The sequence below is a fragment of the Leptolyngbya sp. ST-U4 genome (assembly GCF_039962215.1).
GTDB lineage: Bacteria > Cyanobacteriota > Cyanobacteriia > Elainellales > Elainellaceae > Leptolyngbya_A.
The window spans coordinates 19,708-39,700 of sequence record NZ_JAMPKZ010000034.1 but is presented as its reverse complement, the minus strand read 5'-3'; the positions used below and the strand labels follow the sequence as shown (position 1 = coordinate 39,700).

At 46.8% G+C, this 19,993-nt stretch carries 16 protein-coding genes and 1 pseudogene; 8 read left to right on the top strand and 9 right to left on the bottom strand.

The genetic code is table 11. From position 1 onward, the window contains the following. Positions 1–2,266, bottom strand: a 2,266-nt coding sequence (locus NDA02_RS24480) for a DEAD/DEAH box helicase family protein (protein ID WP_348256120.1), incomplete at its 3' end; no start/stop codon positions are given. A 652-nt stretch (positions 2,267–2,918) separates the two neighbouring features. Here NDA02_RS24480 and NDA02_RS24475 point away from each other — a divergent pair. Both NDA02_RS24475 and NDA02_RS24470 read left to right on the top strand, forming a co-directional pair. After that, on the top strand, positions 2,919–3,515 hold the full coding sequence (locus NDA02_RS24475; protein ID WP_348256119.1) for a tyrosine-type recombinase/integrase: 597 nt from the start codon (positions 2,919–2,921) through the stop codon (positions 3,513–3,515). A gap of 663 nt (positions 3,516–4,178) precedes the next feature. Beyond that, entirely contained in the window at positions 4,179–8,198 is a 4,020-nt protein-coding gene (locus NDA02_RS24470) for a hypothetical protein (RefSeq protein ID WP_348256118.1), read from the top strand. Positions 8,199–8,334: 136 nt separating this feature from the next. Here the strand turns inward: NDA02_RS24470 and NDA02_RS24465 are convergent, their stop codons facing one another. Both NDA02_RS24465 and NDA02_RS24460 read right to left on the bottom strand, forming a co-directional pair. After that, entirely contained in the window at positions 8,335–8,688 is a 354-nt protein-coding gene (locus NDA02_RS24465) for a hypothetical protein (RefSeq protein ID WP_348256117.1), read from the bottom strand. A gap of 117 nt (positions 8,689–8,805) precedes the next feature. Continuing rightward, positions 8,806–9,081, bottom strand: a complete 276-nt coding sequence (locus tag NDA02_RS24460; RefSeq protein ID WP_348256116.1) for an HU family DNA-binding protein — start codon at positions 9,079–9,081, stop codon at positions 8,806–8,808. 108 nt (positions 9,082–9,189) lie between these two features. Between NDA02_RS24460 and NDA02_RS24455 the strand changes: the two genes are divergently transcribed. Next, a complete protein-coding gene (locus NDA02_RS24455) occupies positions 9,190–10,266 on the top strand; it encodes a pentapeptide repeat-containing protein (RefSeq protein WP_348256115.1) in 1,077 nt (358 codons plus the stop codon). Between the two features lie 26 nt (positions 10,267–10,292). Here NDA02_RS24455 and NDA02_RS24450 read toward each other — a convergent pair whose 3' ends face one another. Both NDA02_RS24450 and NDA02_RS24445 read right to left on the bottom strand, forming a co-directional pair. After that, a complete protein-coding gene (locus NDA02_RS24450) occupies positions 10,293–10,442 on the bottom strand; it encodes a tyrosine-type recombinase/integrase (protein ID WP_348256114.1) in 150 nt (49 codons plus the stop codon). Between the two features lie 313 nt (positions 10,443–10,755). Then, a complete protein-coding gene (locus tag NDA02_RS24445) occupies positions 10,756–11,709 on the bottom strand; it encodes a hypothetical protein (RefSeq protein ID WP_348256113.1) in 954 nt (317 codons plus the stop codon). A gap of 395 nt (positions 11,710–12,104) precedes the next feature. On the opposite strand from NDA02_RS24445, the gene NDA02_RS24440 reads away from it, so the two are divergent. Further along, positions 12,105–14,135 (top strand): NACHT domain-containing protein, encoded by a 2,031-nt coding sequence (locus tag NDA02_RS24440; protein ID WP_348256112.1) that lies wholly within the window; start codon positions 12,105–12,107, stop codon positions 14,133–14,135. Between the two features lie 88 nt (positions 14,136–14,223). On the opposite strand, the gene NDA02_RS24435 is transcribed toward NDA02_RS24440, so the two are convergent. After that, complete coding sequence (locus NDA02_RS24435; RefSeq protein ID WP_348256111.1) at positions 14,224–15,069, bottom strand: tyrosine-type recombinase/integrase; 846 nt, start codon at positions 15,067–15,069, stop codon at positions 14,224–14,226. 312 nt (positions 15,070–15,381) lie between these two features. Between NDA02_RS24435 and NDA02_RS24430 the strand changes: the two genes are divergently transcribed. Together NDA02_RS24430 and NDA02_RS24425 are read left to right on the top strand one after the other, a co-directional pair. Further along, on the top strand, positions 15,382–15,744 hold the full coding sequence (locus tag NDA02_RS24430) for a hypothetical protein (RefSeq protein WP_348256110.1): 363 nt from the start codon (positions 15,382–15,384) through the stop codon (positions 15,742–15,744). A gap of 214 nt (positions 15,745–15,958) precedes the next feature. Next, positions 15,959–16,129, top strand: a pseudogene (locus NDA02_RS24425) (type I restriction-modification system subunit M); the annotation flags it as partial. Positions 16,130–16,469: 340 nt separating this feature from the next. Here NDA02_RS24425 and NDA02_RS24420 read toward each other — a convergent pair. Further along, positions 16,470–17,513 (bottom strand): PDDEXK nuclease domain-containing protein, encoded by a 1,044-nt coding sequence (locus NDA02_RS24420; protein ID WP_348256109.1) that lies wholly within the window; start codon positions 17,511–17,513, stop codon positions 16,470–16,472. A 143-nt stretch (positions 17,514–17,656) separates the two neighbouring features. Between NDA02_RS24420 and NDA02_RS24415 the strand changes: the two genes are divergently transcribed. After that, positions 17,657–18,295 carry an AAA family ATPase gene (locus NDA02_RS24415; protein ID WP_348256108.1) on the top strand — a complete coding sequence of 213 codons (639 nt, stop codon included), beginning with the start codon at positions 17,657–17,659 and terminating at the stop codon, positions 18,293–18,295. Further along, positions 18,279–19,187, top strand: a complete 909-nt coding sequence (locus NDA02_RS24410; RefSeq protein WP_348256107.1) for a ParB/RepB/Spo0J family partition protein — start codon at positions 18,279–18,281, stop codon at positions 19,185–19,187. The genes NDA02_RS24415 and NDA02_RS24410 overlap by 17 nt, the downstream gene beginning before the upstream one ends. 52 nt (positions 19,188–19,239) lie before the next feature. On the opposite strand, the gene NDA02_RS24405 is transcribed toward NDA02_RS24410, so the two are convergent. Together NDA02_RS24405 and NDA02_RS24400 are read right to left on the bottom strand one after the other, a co-directional pair. Beyond that, positions 19,240–19,518, bottom strand: a complete 279-nt coding sequence (locus NDA02_RS24405; RefSeq protein WP_348256106.1) for a hypothetical protein — start codon at positions 19,516–19,518, stop codon at positions 19,240–19,242. A 116-nt stretch (positions 19,519–19,634) separates the two neighbouring features. Continuing rightward, positions 19,635–19,868, bottom strand: a complete 234-nt coding sequence (locus NDA02_RS24400; RefSeq protein WP_348256105.1) for a hypothetical protein — start codon at positions 19,866–19,868, stop codon at positions 19,635–19,637. Between the last annotated feature and the right edge of the window lie 125 nt (positions 19,869–19,993).

The window sequence follows — 19,993 nt, the reverse complement described above, 5'->3', positions numbered from 1 at the left end:
TGAGCTCAACTCCTTCACCGATAATGCCTTCATTGCGGGTTCTAGTTGCCCCGACCAGGGCAGGCGTTAGCTTTAGCAGTGAGTCTTGGGTAAACTGGGCAGTCAATGCGGTATCCGGCAATTCCACCCGATAACCTTCCACGCGGGGAAAGGTGATTTCCAGCGCATCGCGATCGGGCTTCACAGCATGGACATTCACCGTATTGCGGGGTAGAGCTGGCTTGGCAATCACAGGCTGAGCCGTGAAATCAAAGGGAATCCCCAGCACATCAGCGTACTCAACGTTGAATAGTCCTTCCTCATTCAGGTCATAGGAATAGCGACGTAGCGCCCGTCCCACTACTTGTTCACACAGTAGCTGGGTGCCAAAGGCGCGTATCCCTAGTACATGGGTCACGGTGTTGGTATCCCAGCCTTCCGTCAGCATCGACACTGACACTACACAGCGAATTGATTCACCCAATCGTCCCGGCTTGCCCACGGTGTTCATCACTTCCCGCAGCAAGTCCTGGTCGCTGATGTTTTGACCCTCTGCCGAGTTACCACTGCGCTGCACGAGTTCTCGCCGGAAGCGATCGATCTCATCGGCAGCCATCTCCCGGAAGTTGCTATCGAGTGCCTCGCCTGACTCTAACTGTTCACTATCAATCAGCAGAGTACGGGGTCGTGCAAGTCGGTTGCCGTGGTCGTCATAGTTGCGAAATAGCTCTAGTCGCCCATTGTGAAATGATTCCGTGTCATTGTCATCGACTCGATAGAAGCCGGAAATAAAGTCATGCACCAGCTTTGAAGTCGCAGTGTTGTTGCAGACCACGATGAAGACCGGAGGGACACTAACACCCTGCTCCTGCCATAGCTCATAGGTTTTGACGTAGTGACCGTAGAGGGCATCTAAAGCCGTTTGCAGTTCTGCGGGTAGGCTCAGGGGATCAAGGTTTTTAGCAGCGCCTCTGCCCTTTTTAGGCATCTTCTTGCGGATGTGCTCCCACAGATTCCGGAGTTTGGGCATCTCTGCTCCCGGTACATTGTCCGCTACAGGCACACGGGGCAGTTTGACAATGCCACACTCGATCGCATCCATGAGCGAGAAGTCACTCACCGTCCAGGGAAATAGGGTTCCCTCAGCATAGCCAGAGCCTTGTAGGAAGAAGGGCGTTGCCGAGAGGTCATAGACCTGCTGCACGCCTAGCTTGCGCTTGACGGTTTCAATTCCAGAGATCCACAGACGGGCGATTTCATTGTTATCTTTGGCTTCTTCTTTGTCATCGCCTTTGAGATCGTCTAGATCATCATTGTCGGGCTTCTCCCGGTAGCAGTGGTGGGCTTCGTCGTTGATAACCAGGACGTTCTTCATCCCCATCAACTCAGACATCACCCGCTGGATCATTTGCCCCTCTGTTTCTAGGGTTTGCAGTTCTGGTCCCCGCCCTTGGACGAGCTTTCGAGTACCAGTCGCAATCTGTAGCCGTTCTCGCAGCTTGAAGGCGTGGTAGTTGGTGATGACAATCTTGGCTTTACCCAGGTCTGCCAGCATATCGCTGGGCAGGAGATCTCGGGTGGCATAGTAGCTATCCGGGTCATTAGGCTGAAGAACTCGCAGGCGATCGCGGATGGTGATCCCTGGCGTGACGAGCAGAAAACCACGGGTAAACCGTTTGCTGCCAGGATGCCGCACTGCGTTGACGGTTTGCCAGGCAATGATCATCGCCATCACTGTGGTCTTACCTGCTCCGGTTGCCAGTTTCAAAGCAATCCGCAGGAGTTCTGGGTTAGCCTCCGCATTCACCTTGTCCAGATGGTCAAGAAAAGCCTGTCCAGTTTTGCCGCTCTTGGGTGCAACTTCTGCCAACCAGATAGCGGTCTCTACAGCTTCTATCTGACAGAAGAAGGGGCGAATCCCCTGGAATTCATGTTGCCGCCAGTGCTGGAGGAGCCTTGCTGTCTCTGGCGTCACCTTCCAGTCCTCTGGGTTTGGCAGTTGCCGCCAGGCGCTGACCTTCTCACGAATACTGTTGATGTAGAGCGATAGGTCGTATTGCTGTGAGTCGCTTGAGATGCCCTCTGTATCAAACAGTGACAGGGTTTGCTGTACCTCCTGGGATTGCCTACGCTTCTTGGGTTTGGGAATTGGCGTGACAAACTCAGCTGATCGACGCTGAAAGATAATTTGATTGGTTGGCTGCCCATCCTGGTCGAGCTCCCAATGCTGTGCAGGGTACTCGTAGGGCGAATTCAGGATGGGTTTTTCAAAAAACTGATAGACCATGATACAGGGTTTCGACTTGGCTTCGATGAAGGGAGTAGGTTGTTTCTAGAACTGAAGATGGACAGAGTTCAGCCACTTTCGCACCCCATGTCGTCATCCTAATTAATTAGTGAGGGTTAGGAAATAACACCTAAGATTTTGATATAAGTATTTTTACTGGCTAAGCCTGTTGGCGGCAAGATATAACCCCTCTATGGGAAGGCTATATCTCTGCTGAACGCTCGCAATTAGTCGTAGCACCAATAGCACAGCCAGAGACAGAAGTACTAAACCAAGCCAGATTCGCATAGCTCTTTAGCATAGATTAGCTAGAAACACAACATAAACTGTTCTCCGCCTAGAGTGTTCCCAGTCTGCCTCAAGATACTGGCTACCGTAATTTTCTTTTTTCTTAATTTAATTTTTGCCGCTATCGGACGCTTTAGTTGTTTCAGAAGCTGTGCTACATATTGATTCTCCTTGATGGAGTGTTAAAAGCCGGAAAGCATGAATTAACGAAAAAGCAACAATGATTGTCAATAAGAAGAGCATTTTCTCAATAAGGAGCAAAATTTAGTACTTGTTTTCGTGCCCAACGGCGGAATGCGGTTTTGCGCCCATAAAACTGTCTGTAAAATGATTGTTTTACGGACAGTTGCTGTATTATGCTCCAATGAAGAACACAGGTACTAAGCTGAGGCGTAAACCCAATTTGACCTACCGTAGCCGTGAACACCTCACGCCGAAAGAAGTGCATCGATTAATTGAGGCAGCTGGTGAGCGGGGAAGACATCGGCTGCGTGATCGCACACTGCTGCTGCTCATGTTTCGTCATGGATTACGAGCAGGAGAAGCGTGCCTGCTGAAGTGGGATGCGGTGATGTTTGATGAGAAGACGATCGCTATCACCCGGTCAAAAGGCAGTATGAGCGGGATGCACCGGCTTCAACTGGATGAACTGGAAGCACTGAGCCAACTGCGCCAGGAGCAGTCGAAAGGGTATTTCGTGTTTAGCAATGAGCGAGGTGAGGGGATGACGACGGGGGCGATTGCCAAGATTATGCGACGAGTCGGAGAACTAGCTAATTTGCCGTTACCTGTGCATCCTCACATGCTTCGACATAGTTGTGGTTACTATCTGGCAGAACAGGGACTACCTACTAGAGATATTCAAGAGTATTTAGGACATAAGAACATTCAGCACACGGTGAGGTACACCGCAGCAAATCCAGCACGGTTCGATCGCATTTCTTGGAGTAACGGCACCTAATGTAACAACGTTAGTACTGCCACGACTAAATTCATTCAAGCGTACATGTTAAGCCCCCAATTGTTGATAGTCAGATGAATTTGAGGGTTCAAATCTAGTTCTACAGATGAGTTGGGTGGGCGATTGTCAAGCTCAGTCAACACAATTCCAGTTCGGACGGATACATACAAATGCCCAATTGAATGCTTGCTCGGACTAGTCCATCTGCATTCAATATAGGGTGTGACAATTTTTACCTAAAACAGAATATCAACCTTATAGGTTAAGAAAATCAGTTTTAGAACACTAGCAATTCTTCACAAAACCAACAAAATAAGGGTTTCTAAGAATTAATAGAACTGATTTAGAACACCATTTCGTAGAAATAGAACAACTTATAGAATATCAAGATGTAAAAAATGCTGGAAATTCTTCTAGAATAAAGTTCATAGCTTCTAAATTTCTATTTTTGTTTTCAACTAAATGCGAGCTATCCTTCTGAATCTTATAAATATCTATGATACAAATGAATTATACTCGAGCTTTAGCTTTGCTCTTGCTTAGTAACTCTTTATACACTTAAAAGTAAAAACAGTGAGTATAAGCACAGATAAGTTATTTCCAAAATCAGTGTCGGATGCAATCAAGCTATATGGTCAAATCTGTGAAAAAAGCAGGTTTGCTATGGTTAAAACGGCAATGGAGCGATACGCTGTTGCCGGGTGGGGCGGTCCTGTTATTCAGAATGGGAAAAAAGTAACAAGTGAGGCTCAAGCTTTTCTAGAAAACCTTCCAGTGGCAAGACTATTGACTGCGATCGAAGCCGTAGAGCAAGGTTGTGATCTTCTAGGACTAGATGCAAGAGGGAAATCAAAAAATCGGAGCTATATTAAGAAATTTTTAGAGTATTGCGAACAAAAACAGTGGCTACTTCATGCTTCTGCCACTGAGGCACCTTCTGACAAGAATTCAAAAAAGCTTTATACCTATCGAAATAAGAATGGAAAAAGAAGGATCTACCATGTCTCGACGTCAGGAGCTAAACTAAGCCCTACTACCAGTCTAGGCACCCAGCCCCAAGATTACTGCATTGTCTCATCGATTTGCTTCTCAATGATGTGCCTGGCTACAAAATGTGCTTCTCAAGTTCCTGGCACTATAGACCTGTTTGTCTTTGAACATCAATTGATCAATCAGTTTCTCTGGAAGAACCTGGAGCTATTTAGCCAGTCCATTGAGCATCTAGCTTGTGCCGAAGGCGTAGTACAAAAAGTTGTACAAATGTTGGGCTATCTACATCGTATACAAGGTGTTGACATCAATCAATTAAGTCTCACAAGCCTTATTCCATTTGTAAAGATTTACTATACTGAGAATGATGTTGAAAACAACCTACCTACTGATTCACAAGGCTCTAGGTGTTCTCCATCCCTAGAGCAGATCGAAAAAGAGCTATCGCTACAGCAAGATATTGCACAGCGACGAATAAAACACGCAGCAAAGACATTAATTGATTGGATTAATGTGTATCTTGGTTGGCTTGATCAATGCCGAACAAACGCTGGAGCAAAAGACGGATTAGCCAATAGTACTAAACAGCAATTTATTTACGCACTGATTAAAGTTGCTGAATATATCTATAAAAAAGAGACTACTCAAAACTTCAAAGATATTGAAATTATCCATAAATTGAAGGAAAAGAGTGCTGATTTGGCTCCAGATCGCAAACGGCAGAAGGCACGGGTTGCAGATCGCTGTCTGTCCTGGGAAAAAGCCGTTCAGGTTGTTGAACTACAACGGGAAAAGGCGGATACCCGCCTCTATGAGGTATTGCAAAATAGAAAACCTGAGCTTAGACAAAGAACTCCTGCATCCGTAGCTAGTGAGATCCAAAAAGTGATCATCCTCCTGCTGATGGTGCTGATTCCAAGTGATAGACAGCAAACCTATCGTCGGCTTCAGTTTCGGGAGGCTTTGAAACTTGATGCACAAGTCGAGGGAGTATTTCTATTATGGGGAGACATGATCGGGGATGTATTAACTCCTAAATCAAAACTGAAAAGTCCAGATCAAGCACGATGGTGGCTGGCAATCTACGATTTCAAAACAGTGGAGCACTATGAGCCATTCTGGTATCCTCTCCCAAATCAAATTTTCTCAGATGGTAAGACTTTTTATGAATACCTGGAGATGTGGTTCTTCGGATTGGATGATCTGCAAGGAAGATGGACAGAATACTATGAAGGAGAACAAGCTAGGTGGCAGGGCTTCATTAGTGAAGATGGAAGGAAAGAGGGATGGAGAGAAGCACTCTATCCGGGCCATGATTTTGCCTTCTCCATGCCTCGTACTAAACGACCTTTCGATAAAATTAGTTTCAAAGATCTAGTTCAAGATGTTTTTATCCAGTTCAGTCCACAAGTTGATGCTGGGCGGATTACACCAGTAACGCCGCATAGTTTTCGGACTATGCTTGCAACTTATACCGATGGCATCCTGACGAATGCAGAAGAATTGAGCATGGCATATTGCGAACACCATTCTGTTGCGATTCGTCGTGGAACTTACACCTTTACTGATAACCTGCGACAAATTGCTGATGCTCAAAGGGTGATGGAGACAATTAATGAAACTGTATTTTTAGGACATATCCAAACGAAACAAAAGATAGACATAGAAGCTGCCGCTGCAAACAGCAAACAAGCAACTGAGCTACCTGTTCATTTTTTTCCGAAATCTGTATGGGAGGGGATTGAGCACTATGGATTAAATTGCGACAAAAATAGATTTTCTATGGTGAGAACAGCAGTAGAACGGTTTGCTGTCCCTGGTTGGGGTGGTCCTATTTCACAGGCAGGACAAAAGGTTGATCCAACAGCACAAGAATTTCTTAAATCTCTTCCAGTGTACAAAGTTAGAAGCGTTTTAGATGCAGTAGACAAGGGCTGTACTCTTCTTTCTGTATCTAAAAGAGGAAGAAGTAGAAATCGTAGTTATGCTAAAAGATTTCTGGAGTTTTGCAAGACACAGGGTTGGTTAAATGAACCAAGAATAACCACTACTCCTCCAACTAAAAATCAGCCGGGAGGCTATCGCTTTAGCCAAGCCAATCACCGAAGAGATTGGAACTTTTCATTAACAGGTGCAGGAAAGATTGCTGCTTATAAGCTTGGTACCGTAGCTGGTGACTACATTAATGTTGAAGGACACCAAATACTAGGCAACCTAGAACTGCAACAAGAAATTGATGAATTTACTAGATATGTTAAGCATCAAGCTCGCCAACCAGAGTTACTTATAAAAGTTTCTCAAATGTTAGGCTACCTTCACCGGATTCAAGGGGTTGAACTAGCTGAACTGAGGCTTAACCATCTGATTCCATTCGTAAAACTTCACTATACAGAGCAGGACTTCGCAGATGATCCAATCTTTGCCTTGGACAGTAGTGGCAAACTCAAGTATCCCGATCGGGTCGAGTCCCGATTGGCTTCAGTTGAGGGAAGGGCTCAACGGCATATTCTGCAAAAAGCTCTAGAGGTTCTAAACTGGATAGACGAATATTTCAAATGGCTTGATCGGGAGCGAAAAGCTGTTGGTGAGCCGAATGGTTATGCGAATGGAACTAAGCGACTTTATATTGATGCGCTGATTAAAGTTACAGAGTATGTGTACTGTTCACAAACTTTCTCTAAAACTTTCTCAGACATAACAATCATTGAGAAATTGAGGGAAAAGCAGGCTGAGTTCCCCATCAGTCGAAAACAACAAAAGGCTAGGGTTGGTGCTCGTTGTCTTACGTGGGAGGAAGCCGTTGAAGTTGTTGAAAAGCAGCGTGAGAAGGCGGATCAGCGATATATTCTATCATTTCCGCATTGGCATAATGGAAAGTTTTATCCTAACAAACGCCATGCTACAGGAATTGCCCATTCTATTCAAGTAGCATTAATCTTGCTTTTAATGACGCTGATTCCAACCGATCGGCAACAGACTTATCGTCGTCTCCAATTTATAGAAACGCTGAAGGTTGATGAAAAAGTTGATGGAGTATTCTTACTGCATGGGGATTTTGTTCATGGTGAACTGATTCCAAAATCAAAACTGGAAAATTCAGAACAGGCTCGGTGGTGGCTTGCTGTTTATGAATTTAAGACGGATGAGAAATACGGGTCATTCTGGTACCCTATCCCCAATCAGCAATTTATGGATGGAAAGACTTTATACGAGTACCTAGAGATGTGGTTCTTTGGATTAGAAGATCTAGAAGGTAAATGGGCTCAATATTACTCTGATAAGCACGCCACATGGCAAGGGTACATTGATGAAAATGGTAGACGGTGTGGATGGAGAGACGCCTTAGCTCCAGAACACAGTTACGCTTTTACTGGTCCTAGAAGCCGTCAACCCTTTAGTAGAGGAGGGATCACGCAAATGATCCAGTCTGTTTTTATTCGCTTTACTCCCGAACTTGATAGAGGAACAGTGGTTCCTGTGACTCCTCAAAGTTTTCGTACTATGTTAGCTACTTATACCTATGGCAAATTGACTGAGAGTGAGGAGAAGAGCATGGCTTATTGTGAACACCACTCTGTCACGATACGGAGAAGAGCATATACTCTATCTAACAATGAAAAAAAGATTGCAGGTGCAATCAAGGTAATGGATCGGATTAATAATAATCTCTTTTTAAAGAGAAGTGAAAGCTGATAGATACTTTAGTCTGGCACCTGCTTAATGGATTGTTTTAGTAGAAGTCACGGGAGATACGAAATTTTTTCAGAGTTTCCTATCAAAAGTTTCAAGCGTTGCATAGCACTTCGTCGCAGCTTCGCTACCCAGGGGACTACACAGATCCACCTAGAGCAGCTACCTTTGCCTCTAGCCGATCGATCTTCACCTTCACCTGCCCGATCTTCTTCTCAATTGCCGTAAGCCTTTTCCCCCGCTCGATTGCCGCTTCAATTTCGGGAATCTCCTCTAAGGGGACATACTGCGATCGTTTGCCACTGAGCAGCAGCTTTCCCCGTCCTGCCCGAAGCCGTGCGTATTTGGGCAATTGTTTCGCCGATGCAGATGCAGTACCGCCCCCAGGCGCAAACTCCAGCCGCACACCTTGCAGGCACTCGCCCGATCCTCGGATTGCTGCAGCTTTCCGCTCCAGTTCCGCCAGCCATGCTTTGAGTTCCGAAAGGTTCATTTATTCGTGTCACTTTTAAAAGGTAATAAGCTAAATGTAACACGAATAGAAGGAAAGGACACAGGGACGATCGCCCCGCCGCAGACTAGGCGGAGCCGGACGGGAAGGAGGATCGAGCTAACCGGCAACAGAATCCTTGAAAACTTTCCCAGCCGAAAATGCCGGAACGGTGGAGGCAGGTATCGTCATCGTTTCCCCGGTCTTGGGATTGCGCCCTTCCCGTTCCTGGCGTTGCCGTGCTTCAAACGTACCAAAGCCGACCAGCGTTACTTTCTCCCTATCAGCGACCGCTTCCATGATGGAGTCGATCGCAGCGGTCAGAATGGTATCCGCTTCCTTTTTTGTGACGTTCGCTCTTTCGGCAATCTTGTCTACCAGTTCGCCTTTGTTCATCGGTATTCCAGATAATTCAACAACCAGAGTATAGTACAAACAATCGGGTCTGGAAACCGCATTCTACCGTTACTTTGTGCCAAGATTGGCGAAGAATAGGAGATTTCAATGCAGCGGACTAGGATAGAAAGAATAAAAAAGACAGTTAAATCTGGATGGTTCCTAATCTTCATACCAGTTGGAATAACTCTGCTTTTTCTAGTTCCAGCCGTCATCCGGCTCAATAAAGACACAGCGCAGGTTCACAAAGACCCTACAGAAGAAAACAAGAGAGAGTTCGACGTTTCTTTGGAAAGGGTAAAAGCTATTACTAGCGGCATTGGAACACTCGCCACAATTGCAGGAGGTATTGTCCTGTATCTAAACTTTAGAGTTGCTAACCGAAATGCTGCAATTGCAAACAAAAATTCTAGAATTGCTAATAGAAATGTTGAGATTGCCAATGCTAAACAGGTAACAGAACGATTTAGCAAAGCGATTGACCAACTAGGTAATGAGGATCAAATACAAGTACGTCTAGGAGGGGTTTATTCTCTTGAACGCATTGCTAAAGACTCACCAGAAGATTGCTGGACAATTGTAGAAGTTCTCAGTAGTTTCATTCGGGAGTATGCAGCAAAACGAAAAGACGAACGTTTTTCACTTGAAGTGAAGGCAACAGACAATCAAACATTGAAAAAACAGGAACCTATTAGACTCCCAACTGATATCCAGACAGCCTTTACAGTAATGGATCGAATATACAAAGAACGCACAAGCGATCGCAGAATTGACTTACAAGGTATCGATTTCAGCAACACAGACCTTGTTGGAGTTAACTTCACTGGAGCGAATCTTATAGATGCCAAATTCTGCGGGGCAGATCTTAATGTTGCTCAATTCAACCGTGCTCTTCTTATTAAAGCTGATTTCAGGGCTGCTAACGTTGAGATAGCCTTTTTTAAAGACGCTGACCTAACGGGTGCGGACTTTAGAAGTGCCATTATGGATGGAGCACAGCTTCAGGGAGCTGACCTTGAAGGAGCACAACTTCAAGGAGCACAGCTTCAGGGAGCTGACCTTGAGAATGCTAAGTGTTTAACAAAGGAACAACTTAGCCAATCAAAGCTTTATAAAACAAAATTGCCAGCAGGCATTGACATTAACCCAAACCATAACTGTGAAGATTTAGGAATAACTCCTTAATTACACCCAGTTGCGTATTTCAGACTCTACACCTTTACAAAATCTCCCAACCGTTGCCCCGCCTTGATGTGGGCGTAGCGGGAAGTAGTCGCTAAAGAAGCATGACCCAGACTTTGCTGAACAGGCGGAGGAGGCGCACCCACATCGAGAGCATGACTGGCAATCGAATGCCTCAATCAGTGGCAGCTCACCCCATCGGGCAGCATTATCGGCATCTCTAAAACCTGCGTGCCGATACCTTTGCATGCGAGTGGCGGATCGGGTCACTCACACGCTATGCCGGGAATGACCTTAAAATCTATTCCCCGCAAGCCATGAAACCCGCAGAATCGGGGGCATAGGGCGCAGTGGGGGCAAAGAATACGAAATTCACCTGCATTTTGAGATTCGTCGCCCAGATGGGCAGTCGGTCGATCCTCGCGACCTTTTGCTAAAGCCTCAAATCCCGATCGCAGGCTGAAAATTTCTTAGTTAGCACTAGACCTGCAATTAGGATTCATAGTTCGTCTTGTTCGCTTGTTCGTTGTTTGGCACCCATTCTGGTGGATTTAAGGTCCAACAAGCTGTTATTTTGGCGTGTCTGAAAAACTGAACTGGAAACTCGGCATCGAGCAGCCCTTCGCTGTGGAGCGTGTGAAGCAGCTTGATGCACGCGTATATGCCAACTGCAGCCGCGTTGTAATCCGCATTGAAGCCTGCATGAGCAATCTCGTTTCTTGTTTTGTTTATCCATTTAAGCGCTTTCTCGGATTTGTCCCACAGTTCCGAGATAGATTTTCCGGTAGCTAACTTTAAAACGGGTCCCAGGTAGAGTTTCAGGCGATTTTCCTTAATACCTCGCAGGAGGTCATCTCTGTCTGTCTTGCTGCTCATGCCTCTCAAGTTGAGCTGTTCGTGCAGCATTTCTTGCACAATGTCGTCCATAACAGAAAAGGCAATGATGAATGCTTCAGAGTAGAATCCGTGCTCTAGAAGCTCATAGCATCTGATATAACGCCTCGCTACAGGATAAGTAGTGCCGCCGATATGGGGTATGGCGAGCGCGGATGTATCGAATGGATCGTGAAAAGACGGAGCTTGTGGAGAAACAGCATAGCTTCTGGCGACGTGCCTTCGCCATCTGACATTTTGGTCGCGGCTTGACTTGCCGTCAACCTCGGAAAAGTAGAACAAAGTGTCGTAGATGCCAACGGTTCGTACTCCACAACCATCGATGTGACCTATACGCACAAGCTTGTAAGCTTGGAATAACTTATTGATAGCTTCTAGCGCCCTGTGAACTACTAAGTTTCGAAGATGTGTTTGTGCTTGAAGATAACCAGCATCCTGTTCATCTTCCCATGTAACTAAAAATAAAGTGCTCAATCCGTTCGGTAGCATTTCAGGTCCATGACCGAGGTCAATTTCTGATGGATAAGAGACCTCAACTTCAAAAGCGTCCACGCAATACTTACCTTCTGCTATGGGTGCCTTTATACCGATCGCGATGTGAAATGTTATTGTGCTCAACCTGTTTGATCCTGAAGGTTAGATTGAAGTTCGAGGGTAGCACGTCATCCTAACAAGTGCCTTTGAGATGCTGGAATTGAGGATAGGAGCAGTGCTAAGTGGACATCCTGCCCACATGAGCAGTATTTTCGAAGCACCCGCAGCCAGACAATCCGCTGCTTGCCCTCGAAGACGGGACGATCGCTTCTCCGTTTACATAAGAATAGTGAGTCGATCGATGACATCAGCAGGTCAAATTCGTTAGAGCAGCCCGGTAAGGCAACGGGCAAGTCTTCTACATTTTCCTGCACTTGAAGTATCTTCGATGTATAGTGACTTCCTGCTCGCCAATGACCATTGGACTCGACGCGCTACTACCTGAAGCTGCTAAAGCCCTAACTGGACTAGTTATAAAGACTGGCTGGGAGATGGGGAATGTTCGTCTCGATGAGCGAGTCAAGCAGAGCATATTCAGCGCATCAGGGAAATATGTGCGGAACTACCGCGATCGCCATGGCATTTTGAAGGTACTGGGGATGCAGAAACCAGTGTCGTTGGAGTCGGTCTACGTTGCAGTGCAGTTCCTGGATGAATTTGGTATAACCGACTTTAACTCAATTGAGGAATTAGAGCAGGCTTATCGGGAAAGCAATCAACGGAAATTCAGGATGCGGCGTGAACCTCAGAAACGCTCTGGTCTGGAAATTGCCAATCAGACCCAATACCTGATGGTGCTTGGTGGTCCCGGTATGGGTAAATCCACCTTCCTGCGTAAGATGGGACTGGAAGCCCTGAAGGGTAAGCAGAATGAAGGCTTCCAACATCAATGCATGCCCGTGTTTATCGAACTGAAAAACTTTCGCTCAGGGGATATCGACATCAAGGCTGCGATCGTCAGTGAGCTTGAGACATGTGGTTTTCCTGACCCAGGACGCATCATGGAGCAAGCCTTGAAGCAGGGCAAATTGCTCGTCCTATTAGATGGACTGGATGAGGTGCCAAGCGATCGCACTAATGATGTCATCACTCATATCCAGAATTTTGTAGACTGCTACAGCGAAAACCGCTTCATTGCCTCCTGCCGGATTGCTGCCTACCGCCACAACTTTCGTCGATTCACTGATGTCGCAATCGCCGACTTTGATGATGAGCAAATTCAGGGCTTCATCATCAACTGGTTTCAGGGCAATCCACAACGAGGACAGGAGTGCTGGAAAAAGCTATCGAGCAAAGACTATGCAGCCGCAAAGGAACTGACCCATACCCCACTTCTTCTAACACTAGTGTGTCTCCTGTACCAGCGGGCAGGGCAGTTCCCGACTAACCGTGCCACTCTATATGAGCGAGCACTGCGCGTTCTCTTGGAGGAATGGGCGGGGGAAAAGGGGATTCCACAAGAGTCCGTCTATAAAGGTCTTGATACACGACGCAAGGAATTGATGTTGGGTGAGATTGCCCACAATGCCTTTCAGGAGGATCGTTTATTCCTACAGAAACGGGAGATTGCGGGTGAGATCGAGCGCATTCTAGCGGATATGCTACCCGATCAACATTCGATCGATGGAGCCGCTGTGCTGCGATCTATTGAGGTGCAACACGGCCTTCTGGTCGAGCGGGTAACTGACATTTATTCGTTCTCTCATCTAACGGTTCAGGAGTTTCTAACCGCGCAATATATTTCTGATGACAATGACAAGATTCACGAGTTGGTCGAACAACATCTAACCGATGAACGGTGGCGGGAAGTATTCCTGCTATTGGCAGGACTGAAACGGGCAGATAAGTTACTGGTCAAGATGTATGAGCAAACCCAAACGTTCATTCAAAGCAGAAAGGTCAAGGCATTGCTTCACTGGGCTGACGAGATTACCTTGAATTCCCAAGGGGATTATCATCCAGCTGCTAAACGAGCAACAGCAATTTGTCTCGCCCTCGAGCTCGCCCGCACCCTCGCCTTCGCCCTCGACCGCGACCTCGCCCTCGACATCAACCTCGACATCGCCTTCGAGCTCGCCCGTATCCTCGACCGCGACCGCGACATCGCCCTCTTCCTCGACATCGCCCGCATGCTCGACCGCGACATCGCCCAACTACTAGATAAGCTTCAGATCTTAACCGTTAACATTACTCCTTTCATCAATGAGCTAGGAAGTTTAAGGAGAACACCCCCAGGGGCGGGGGAACTAATCAGGCAGCCGCACAAACTCTGGCTTCATGCCCTTAAGCTAACTCCTAAAATGGTTCAGTTGACTAAAGAGGAAATCACAGAACTAATCACCTATCTAAAAGCCAACCTACTCATTGTGAATTGCAAGGAAGCTGCTGTTCAGGTTACTCAAAGTACCTGGAAGTCCTTATCTCATGAATTGCTGCGGGGGTAGCGATCGCTATCCTATGCCAAAGGGAAACCGGGCACAATGCGATCGGCTTATCTTTGCAATGCTCACAGATGGAAGTAACCGATCGCCCCTACACTTTTACAAAATCCCCCAGCCGTTGCCCTGGCAGGATATGAGCATACTTCGTTGTCGTCGCAAGCGAGCTATGTCCTAGCGACTGCTGAACCAATTGCGGAGCTGCGCCATTATTTAGGGCATGACTAGCGATCGAATGCCTAAGCCAATGGCAGCTCACCCCATCGGGCAGACCCGCAGCCGCAGCCGCAGATTTAATAACTCGGTGAACATCCACAGGACTCAGAGCTTTTCCGGTACGGGAAGCAAAGGCTGGCTCACCCGCAGTCCCCCGATCGGCATTGAGTAGTTCCCACAGTGCGGGCGAGATACCAACCCGTCGCGACTTCCCGCCCTTGCCATAGACAGAAATCTCACCCGCCTTGAGATGCTTCCAGCACAATCCGCACAACTCGCTGACGCGCAATCCCGCCTCATACATCAGCCTCAGCATCAACCGATCGCGCCCAGGCGCAGCTGCATCGATGAGAGCCGCGACCTGTGCCTCACTCAGAATCCTTTCCTGCAATGTATCCGGCGGAGCCGCCAGCAAGAACCGCTTGCCAGTGGGCGATCGACGGATAGGGGAATCATCCTGCTCAATGACCCAATTGAAAAACGCCTTCAGGATATTGAGGTGTTTCACCCGCGTCGTATGGGCACAGTCCAGCTCATCTAACCATGACCTAATATCCCGCAGCCCGATCGCCTCCAGGCCCCGCTCGCTCATCGCCTCAAAAGATTGCTTCAAAGTGTTCGAGTAGGTGACAGCAGTTTTTCCGGTGTAGTGGTCGAGGAATCGATCGCCCCAATTCTCCAGAGTGTTCACGAGATGAATGTAATAGTAGAGTGCTACTATCATGCTCCCAAACAGCTAGAAGCCGCATTCTTCCGTTGTCAATCTTTAAGGTGCTATCAACTCAGGTGATCGTCCCTTTACGCGCTTAATTCGTCATCCCTGCGACTAATCATTTTATCCCTATCTCTCCGCTGAAATACTCGTTCTCACAGCCTTTCAGTTTTTTATTTCATAACGTAGTTAAAGTTGCGTATCAAGTTCCTGTTCCTTCTTTTACCGATTGTTATTAATAATATAGGTACTGTTGAACACACTATGACTTGAAGTTCTAAACACGCCTCACTTGTCTAGAATTATCTTCAAGGACAAAAAGTTATGAAATTTATTCTGCTACCCGTATTAGTAGCACTTCCTCTAGTAGCGGTTCCTGCTCATGCCGCTGAATTGCTTTTTAACCCTAGAGAAATTACAGTTGAACTTCTGATTCAAGGACAATCACCGACGTTGGTCATTGCTAATGATGTCAATGCACGGATGTTACCAACACTAAGAGGTAATGGAGGAGCTCCTTTCGCTCGATTATCCCGCAATGACGAGGTATACGTCCTTGGTTGTGAGGGCTTTGCAGAAAACCATTTTTGGGTTCAGGTTTATATTCCCCAACTGAAAGAAACAGGCTATGTCGCAGCTGAATTTTTGCAAAACAATTACAATCACATCTGTCAGTATCGAAGATAAGTGTACAGTGACTTCTTATTTGTCGTAGAGACACATTAGCGTCGTTCAAAAAGCAAAGCTAAATCTGGCTTACTTTTCTACCTAAAGCCAGATTGGCAATCCTGATGGTCGGATGCTAAATCACTGAGCGAACTCGCTCAGTGATTTAGCAACAAAAAAGGTTTTGTTCAGCGACATGGATTCGTCTCAATGTCATTTATTTTGACACTGTACAAATAGCTACAACCTGAATATTTCGCGCTACGTCAGCACGGCTCAGTTGGAAGAATCGGTTGATTTACAGGCCGTTCATAGCAAGTTGGTTTCATTGGAGCAGAAGATTGAGTCCGCACGGGACAAGCACAATACCTTCCTCAAAGAGCTGGGACTGCCGTTGTTGCCTTAACGTGAACCCTGTGAGAGTTATGTCTAGTTGGCTCAGGCGCATTTTGGGCGATCGCATAACCAAGCGTTGGTGCGGACGACGCGCAGATTTAGGTCAAAGTTCAAGGTCATCTGCCGTGCATAACTTCACTGTTACCACTTTTATGATTCCCGAAAATGACTCTTTCTAACAATGTGTCCAGTAGGATTAATGCAGTAGAGCAAGTTTCGGTGTACTACAACAATTCGCTCAACACTTATTCTCAGCAAAGCTTTAAAACGACAGTTAGATCTTCTCGCAAACCTAAAAAACAAGGGGATGAAACAGGAGACGTGCAAAATCATGCAGAACACTGACCATATCACTCTGGTAAATCTTTCTCGATGTTAGAGGCAATCGCCTCTAGCTCCATCTCTAACTGCTCTATAGATGGAAGGCTCGTCTGAAGCCCCCCAGGTAGTTCATGAGTTGCCACTGCGATCGGAGTGTTCAGGTTTCGCAGAGCATATTCTGCCTTCGTCTTTCGCTTAGATTTACAGAGGATCAGTCCGATCGTAGGGTTATCAGTGGGGTGGCGTAAAAGGTCATCTACCGCCGACACATAAAAATTCATCTTGCCAGAGTATTCAGGCTGGAACTCGCCCATCTTCAGGTCGATCACTATAAAACAGCGTAGCTTGAGGTGGTAGAAGAGCAAGTCTAGGTAGAAATCTTCCCCGTCAACCTCAAGATGGTACTGGCTGCCCACAAAGGAGAACCCAATGCCCAGTTCTATCAGGAAGTCCCGGATGTGACGGACAAGTGCCTGCTCAAGCTCGCGTTCCTGCACGTTACCCTGTATGGAAAGGAATTGAAAATTGTAGGGGTCTTTAATTAACTCCTTCGCCAAGTCTGACTGGGGCTGAGGTAGGGTGCGATCGAAATTAGTAATAGCCTTGCCCTGGCGTCCAAAGAGATTGCTTTCAATTTGCCAGACTAAGACATCTCTACTCCAGCCGTTTTCAATAGCTTTTTCTGCATACCAGAGTCGTTGTTCCTGGGTCTTTAGCTTGTCGAGGAGGGCAATGTTGTGCCGCCACGGTAATTTACCAACGCAGCGTTGGTAAATTGCTTCATCTGAGTATGCCTCTGCAAAAGCCTTCATGTAGCCTAAGTTGGAGCGGGAGAAACCTTTGATCTCTGGGAACTCCTTCCGTAAGTCCTTCGCCAAGCGTTCAATAACCCTGGTTCCCCATCCCTCACTCTGTTGCTGTTCAAGAATGGACCGCCCGATCTGCCAGTAGAGATAAATTAGTTCCTGGTTTACAGCTAGTGCCGCCCTTACCCGGGCGGTTCTGATGCGCTCTTTGAGTCGATTTAGAAAATCATCGTAGCCCTGGGGCAGGGAAAGCCGGCGATCGCTCACAAAAGTAGCACTCTGAAAATCTGGATTTCAGTCCCTTATCGTGACACAACCCTGATGTATTTGGCTTAAGATTAGCAGGATTTCAATTAACCAGAGATGCAATCCCTGGCATCATAAAGAGCAAAGAGGTTATCAGAACAGCGATGCTTATTGGCGTTCTAAACAGAAAAGGGGGATGTGGTAAGTCAACAACGGCCGTCCATCTGGCATACTGGCTATCTCAGAAACAGCAACGTGTAATCCTGATCGACTCAGATGGTCAGATGAGTTCTAGTCAGTGGCTCAAGAAGCTAAACATGCCCTCTGTCGTAATTGATGATCCCGATGACCTGTTTGACCAAATCGGAAAGCTGTCTGAGGAGTATGATTCAGTCATTGTGGATTCTCCCTCTGTTCTTGGGGAGCCAGCTAAGTCTGTATTGCTTAGTGTGGATCTGGCGATTGTTCCAGTACAGCCCTCTAACTTAGACTTGCTCTCTGCTAAGGACATTGTGCGCTTGGTCCACCAGGCACAGAAGATTCGAAAGGGTACACCAAAAGCCGCAATGTTCCTGAGTCGTGCTGCACGGGGAACAGTGCTGATGCGGGAAGCTCAGGAAGCTTTAAGCAATACTCAAGGCTTTGCTCTGCTGAATTCTGTAGTTTACCAACGGCAGGCGATCGCTGATGCGCCTGGACAGGCAGCAACAGTATTTACGATGTCGGGAGAAGCTGCAAATTCAGCAGCCAAGGATTATGACAGTCTGTTTGAAGAGGCTTTGAGCTATGGCAAGGCGAAATAATTTGAAGGATGAGTGGCAGTTTGACACTGAGAGCACTACAGATAAGCCAAGCCTCTCAATTAGTTTAATCATCCTCCCACCGAGTCAGCCTCGGCGCTACTTTGATCCTGAAAAGCTTCGACAGCTTACGGAATCTATTCGGCAGCACGGTGTCCTTGAGCCGGTTCTAGTACGACCTTCTAGGAAGAAGGGGACGTATGAACTGGTCGCTGGGGAACGAAGATTTAGAGCAGCCCAGGAAGTGGGACTGACTGATATCCCAGTGATGATTCGAGAACTGAGTGATGAGGAAGCACTACAGCTTGCTCTGGTTGAGAACTTGCAGCGTGAGGATCTGAACCCTGTTGAGGAGACAGAAGGAATCCTTCAACTGCTAGCTCTCAGGCTCAAAATTCCACCGATCGACGTTCCTCCACTCCTGTATAAAATGCGGAATGAGGCGATCGGCACAGTTAATCAAAACGTTTTGATTAACTCAGAAGCTCAGGTAGTTCAGGCTGTTTTTGCTGAAGTAGGAACGATTACCTGGGAGTCCTTTGCAACGACCCGCCTACCTCTGCTCCGGCTGCCGCCAGAAATCCTTGAGGCACTCCAAGGTGGCAAGATCGCCTACACCAAGGCGCAAGCGATTGCTCGTGTGAAGAATGACGACCAGCGTAAAGAACTTTTAGAGGAAGCAATTTCTCAAGACTTATCCCTAAGTCAAATTAAGGATAGGATAGCTATTCTCAAATCCCCTAAGACGAATAATGACAGTGAGCCTTCGTTAAGGAGCCAGATTGATGACGTTTTGCATTTGGCAAAGCGGTCTAAAGTATGGGATAACCCCAAGAAGCAGCGACGATTGGAAAAAATATTGGCAGATCTTAAAACATTAGTTGCTGATGACTGACGTTGAAGCAGAGACTTCTGATTAACAAAGCGATTACACGGGCTAGGAAAATCTAGGATAGTTCAATGTCTAGGCGACTAGAGATAGAAACGATAATCCCCTTTTTCCGCAGGTCACCTAGAGATTTGTAGAGGTCGCCGTCGGTTAGCTCCCAGCGATCGCAAAAAGCAGCCACGTCAATGGCAGGATTGAGCTTACCTGGATAGTCAATCTGGAGAGCAAAGAAGACATAGTCTCGATCGCTCGTTAGAAGTTTCAAGCTGCGAATCCGTAACAACTCTTCCCGGTGAAGCAAGTATTCAGGAGTAGAGGTAGGTTCGTGAGTAGCCATAAAATTTAGTACAAATGTACGATAAGACTACACAAATTATCTCTTGATAGCAAGAGGTAAAGGCAGCAGAGTCTTTTAGATATAAATTGGGGAAACACTGCTGCCATGCTCAGCTGCTACTCCTCCGATTCGCGGTCGTCACCATGCAGCAAATCAGTTGCTTTACCCCCCAGTAGCCCGACGATCGCCCCCACTCCGATCTGCCAAGTTGTCATTGCATTCTCAAAGATGCGGTTTTGGTGGGGAGAAAGATTAGATTGAGATGCCATCCAGAAAGATACGCCTCCAGAAAGCAGCGTCAGGAATAGGACGGTGGAGAAGACTTGCTGGAAAGCAGGGGTAACGTTCATCTTGTGTTCCTCTCAAAACATTTCGTGTTTGCTGTTTTAAGCATCTCGAAAACGTTGGAGCCTATGGTCAGAGGGACTGTTCAGCTTTTTGTCAGAGTGTCAGCCTGACAAATTTGACAAAATTA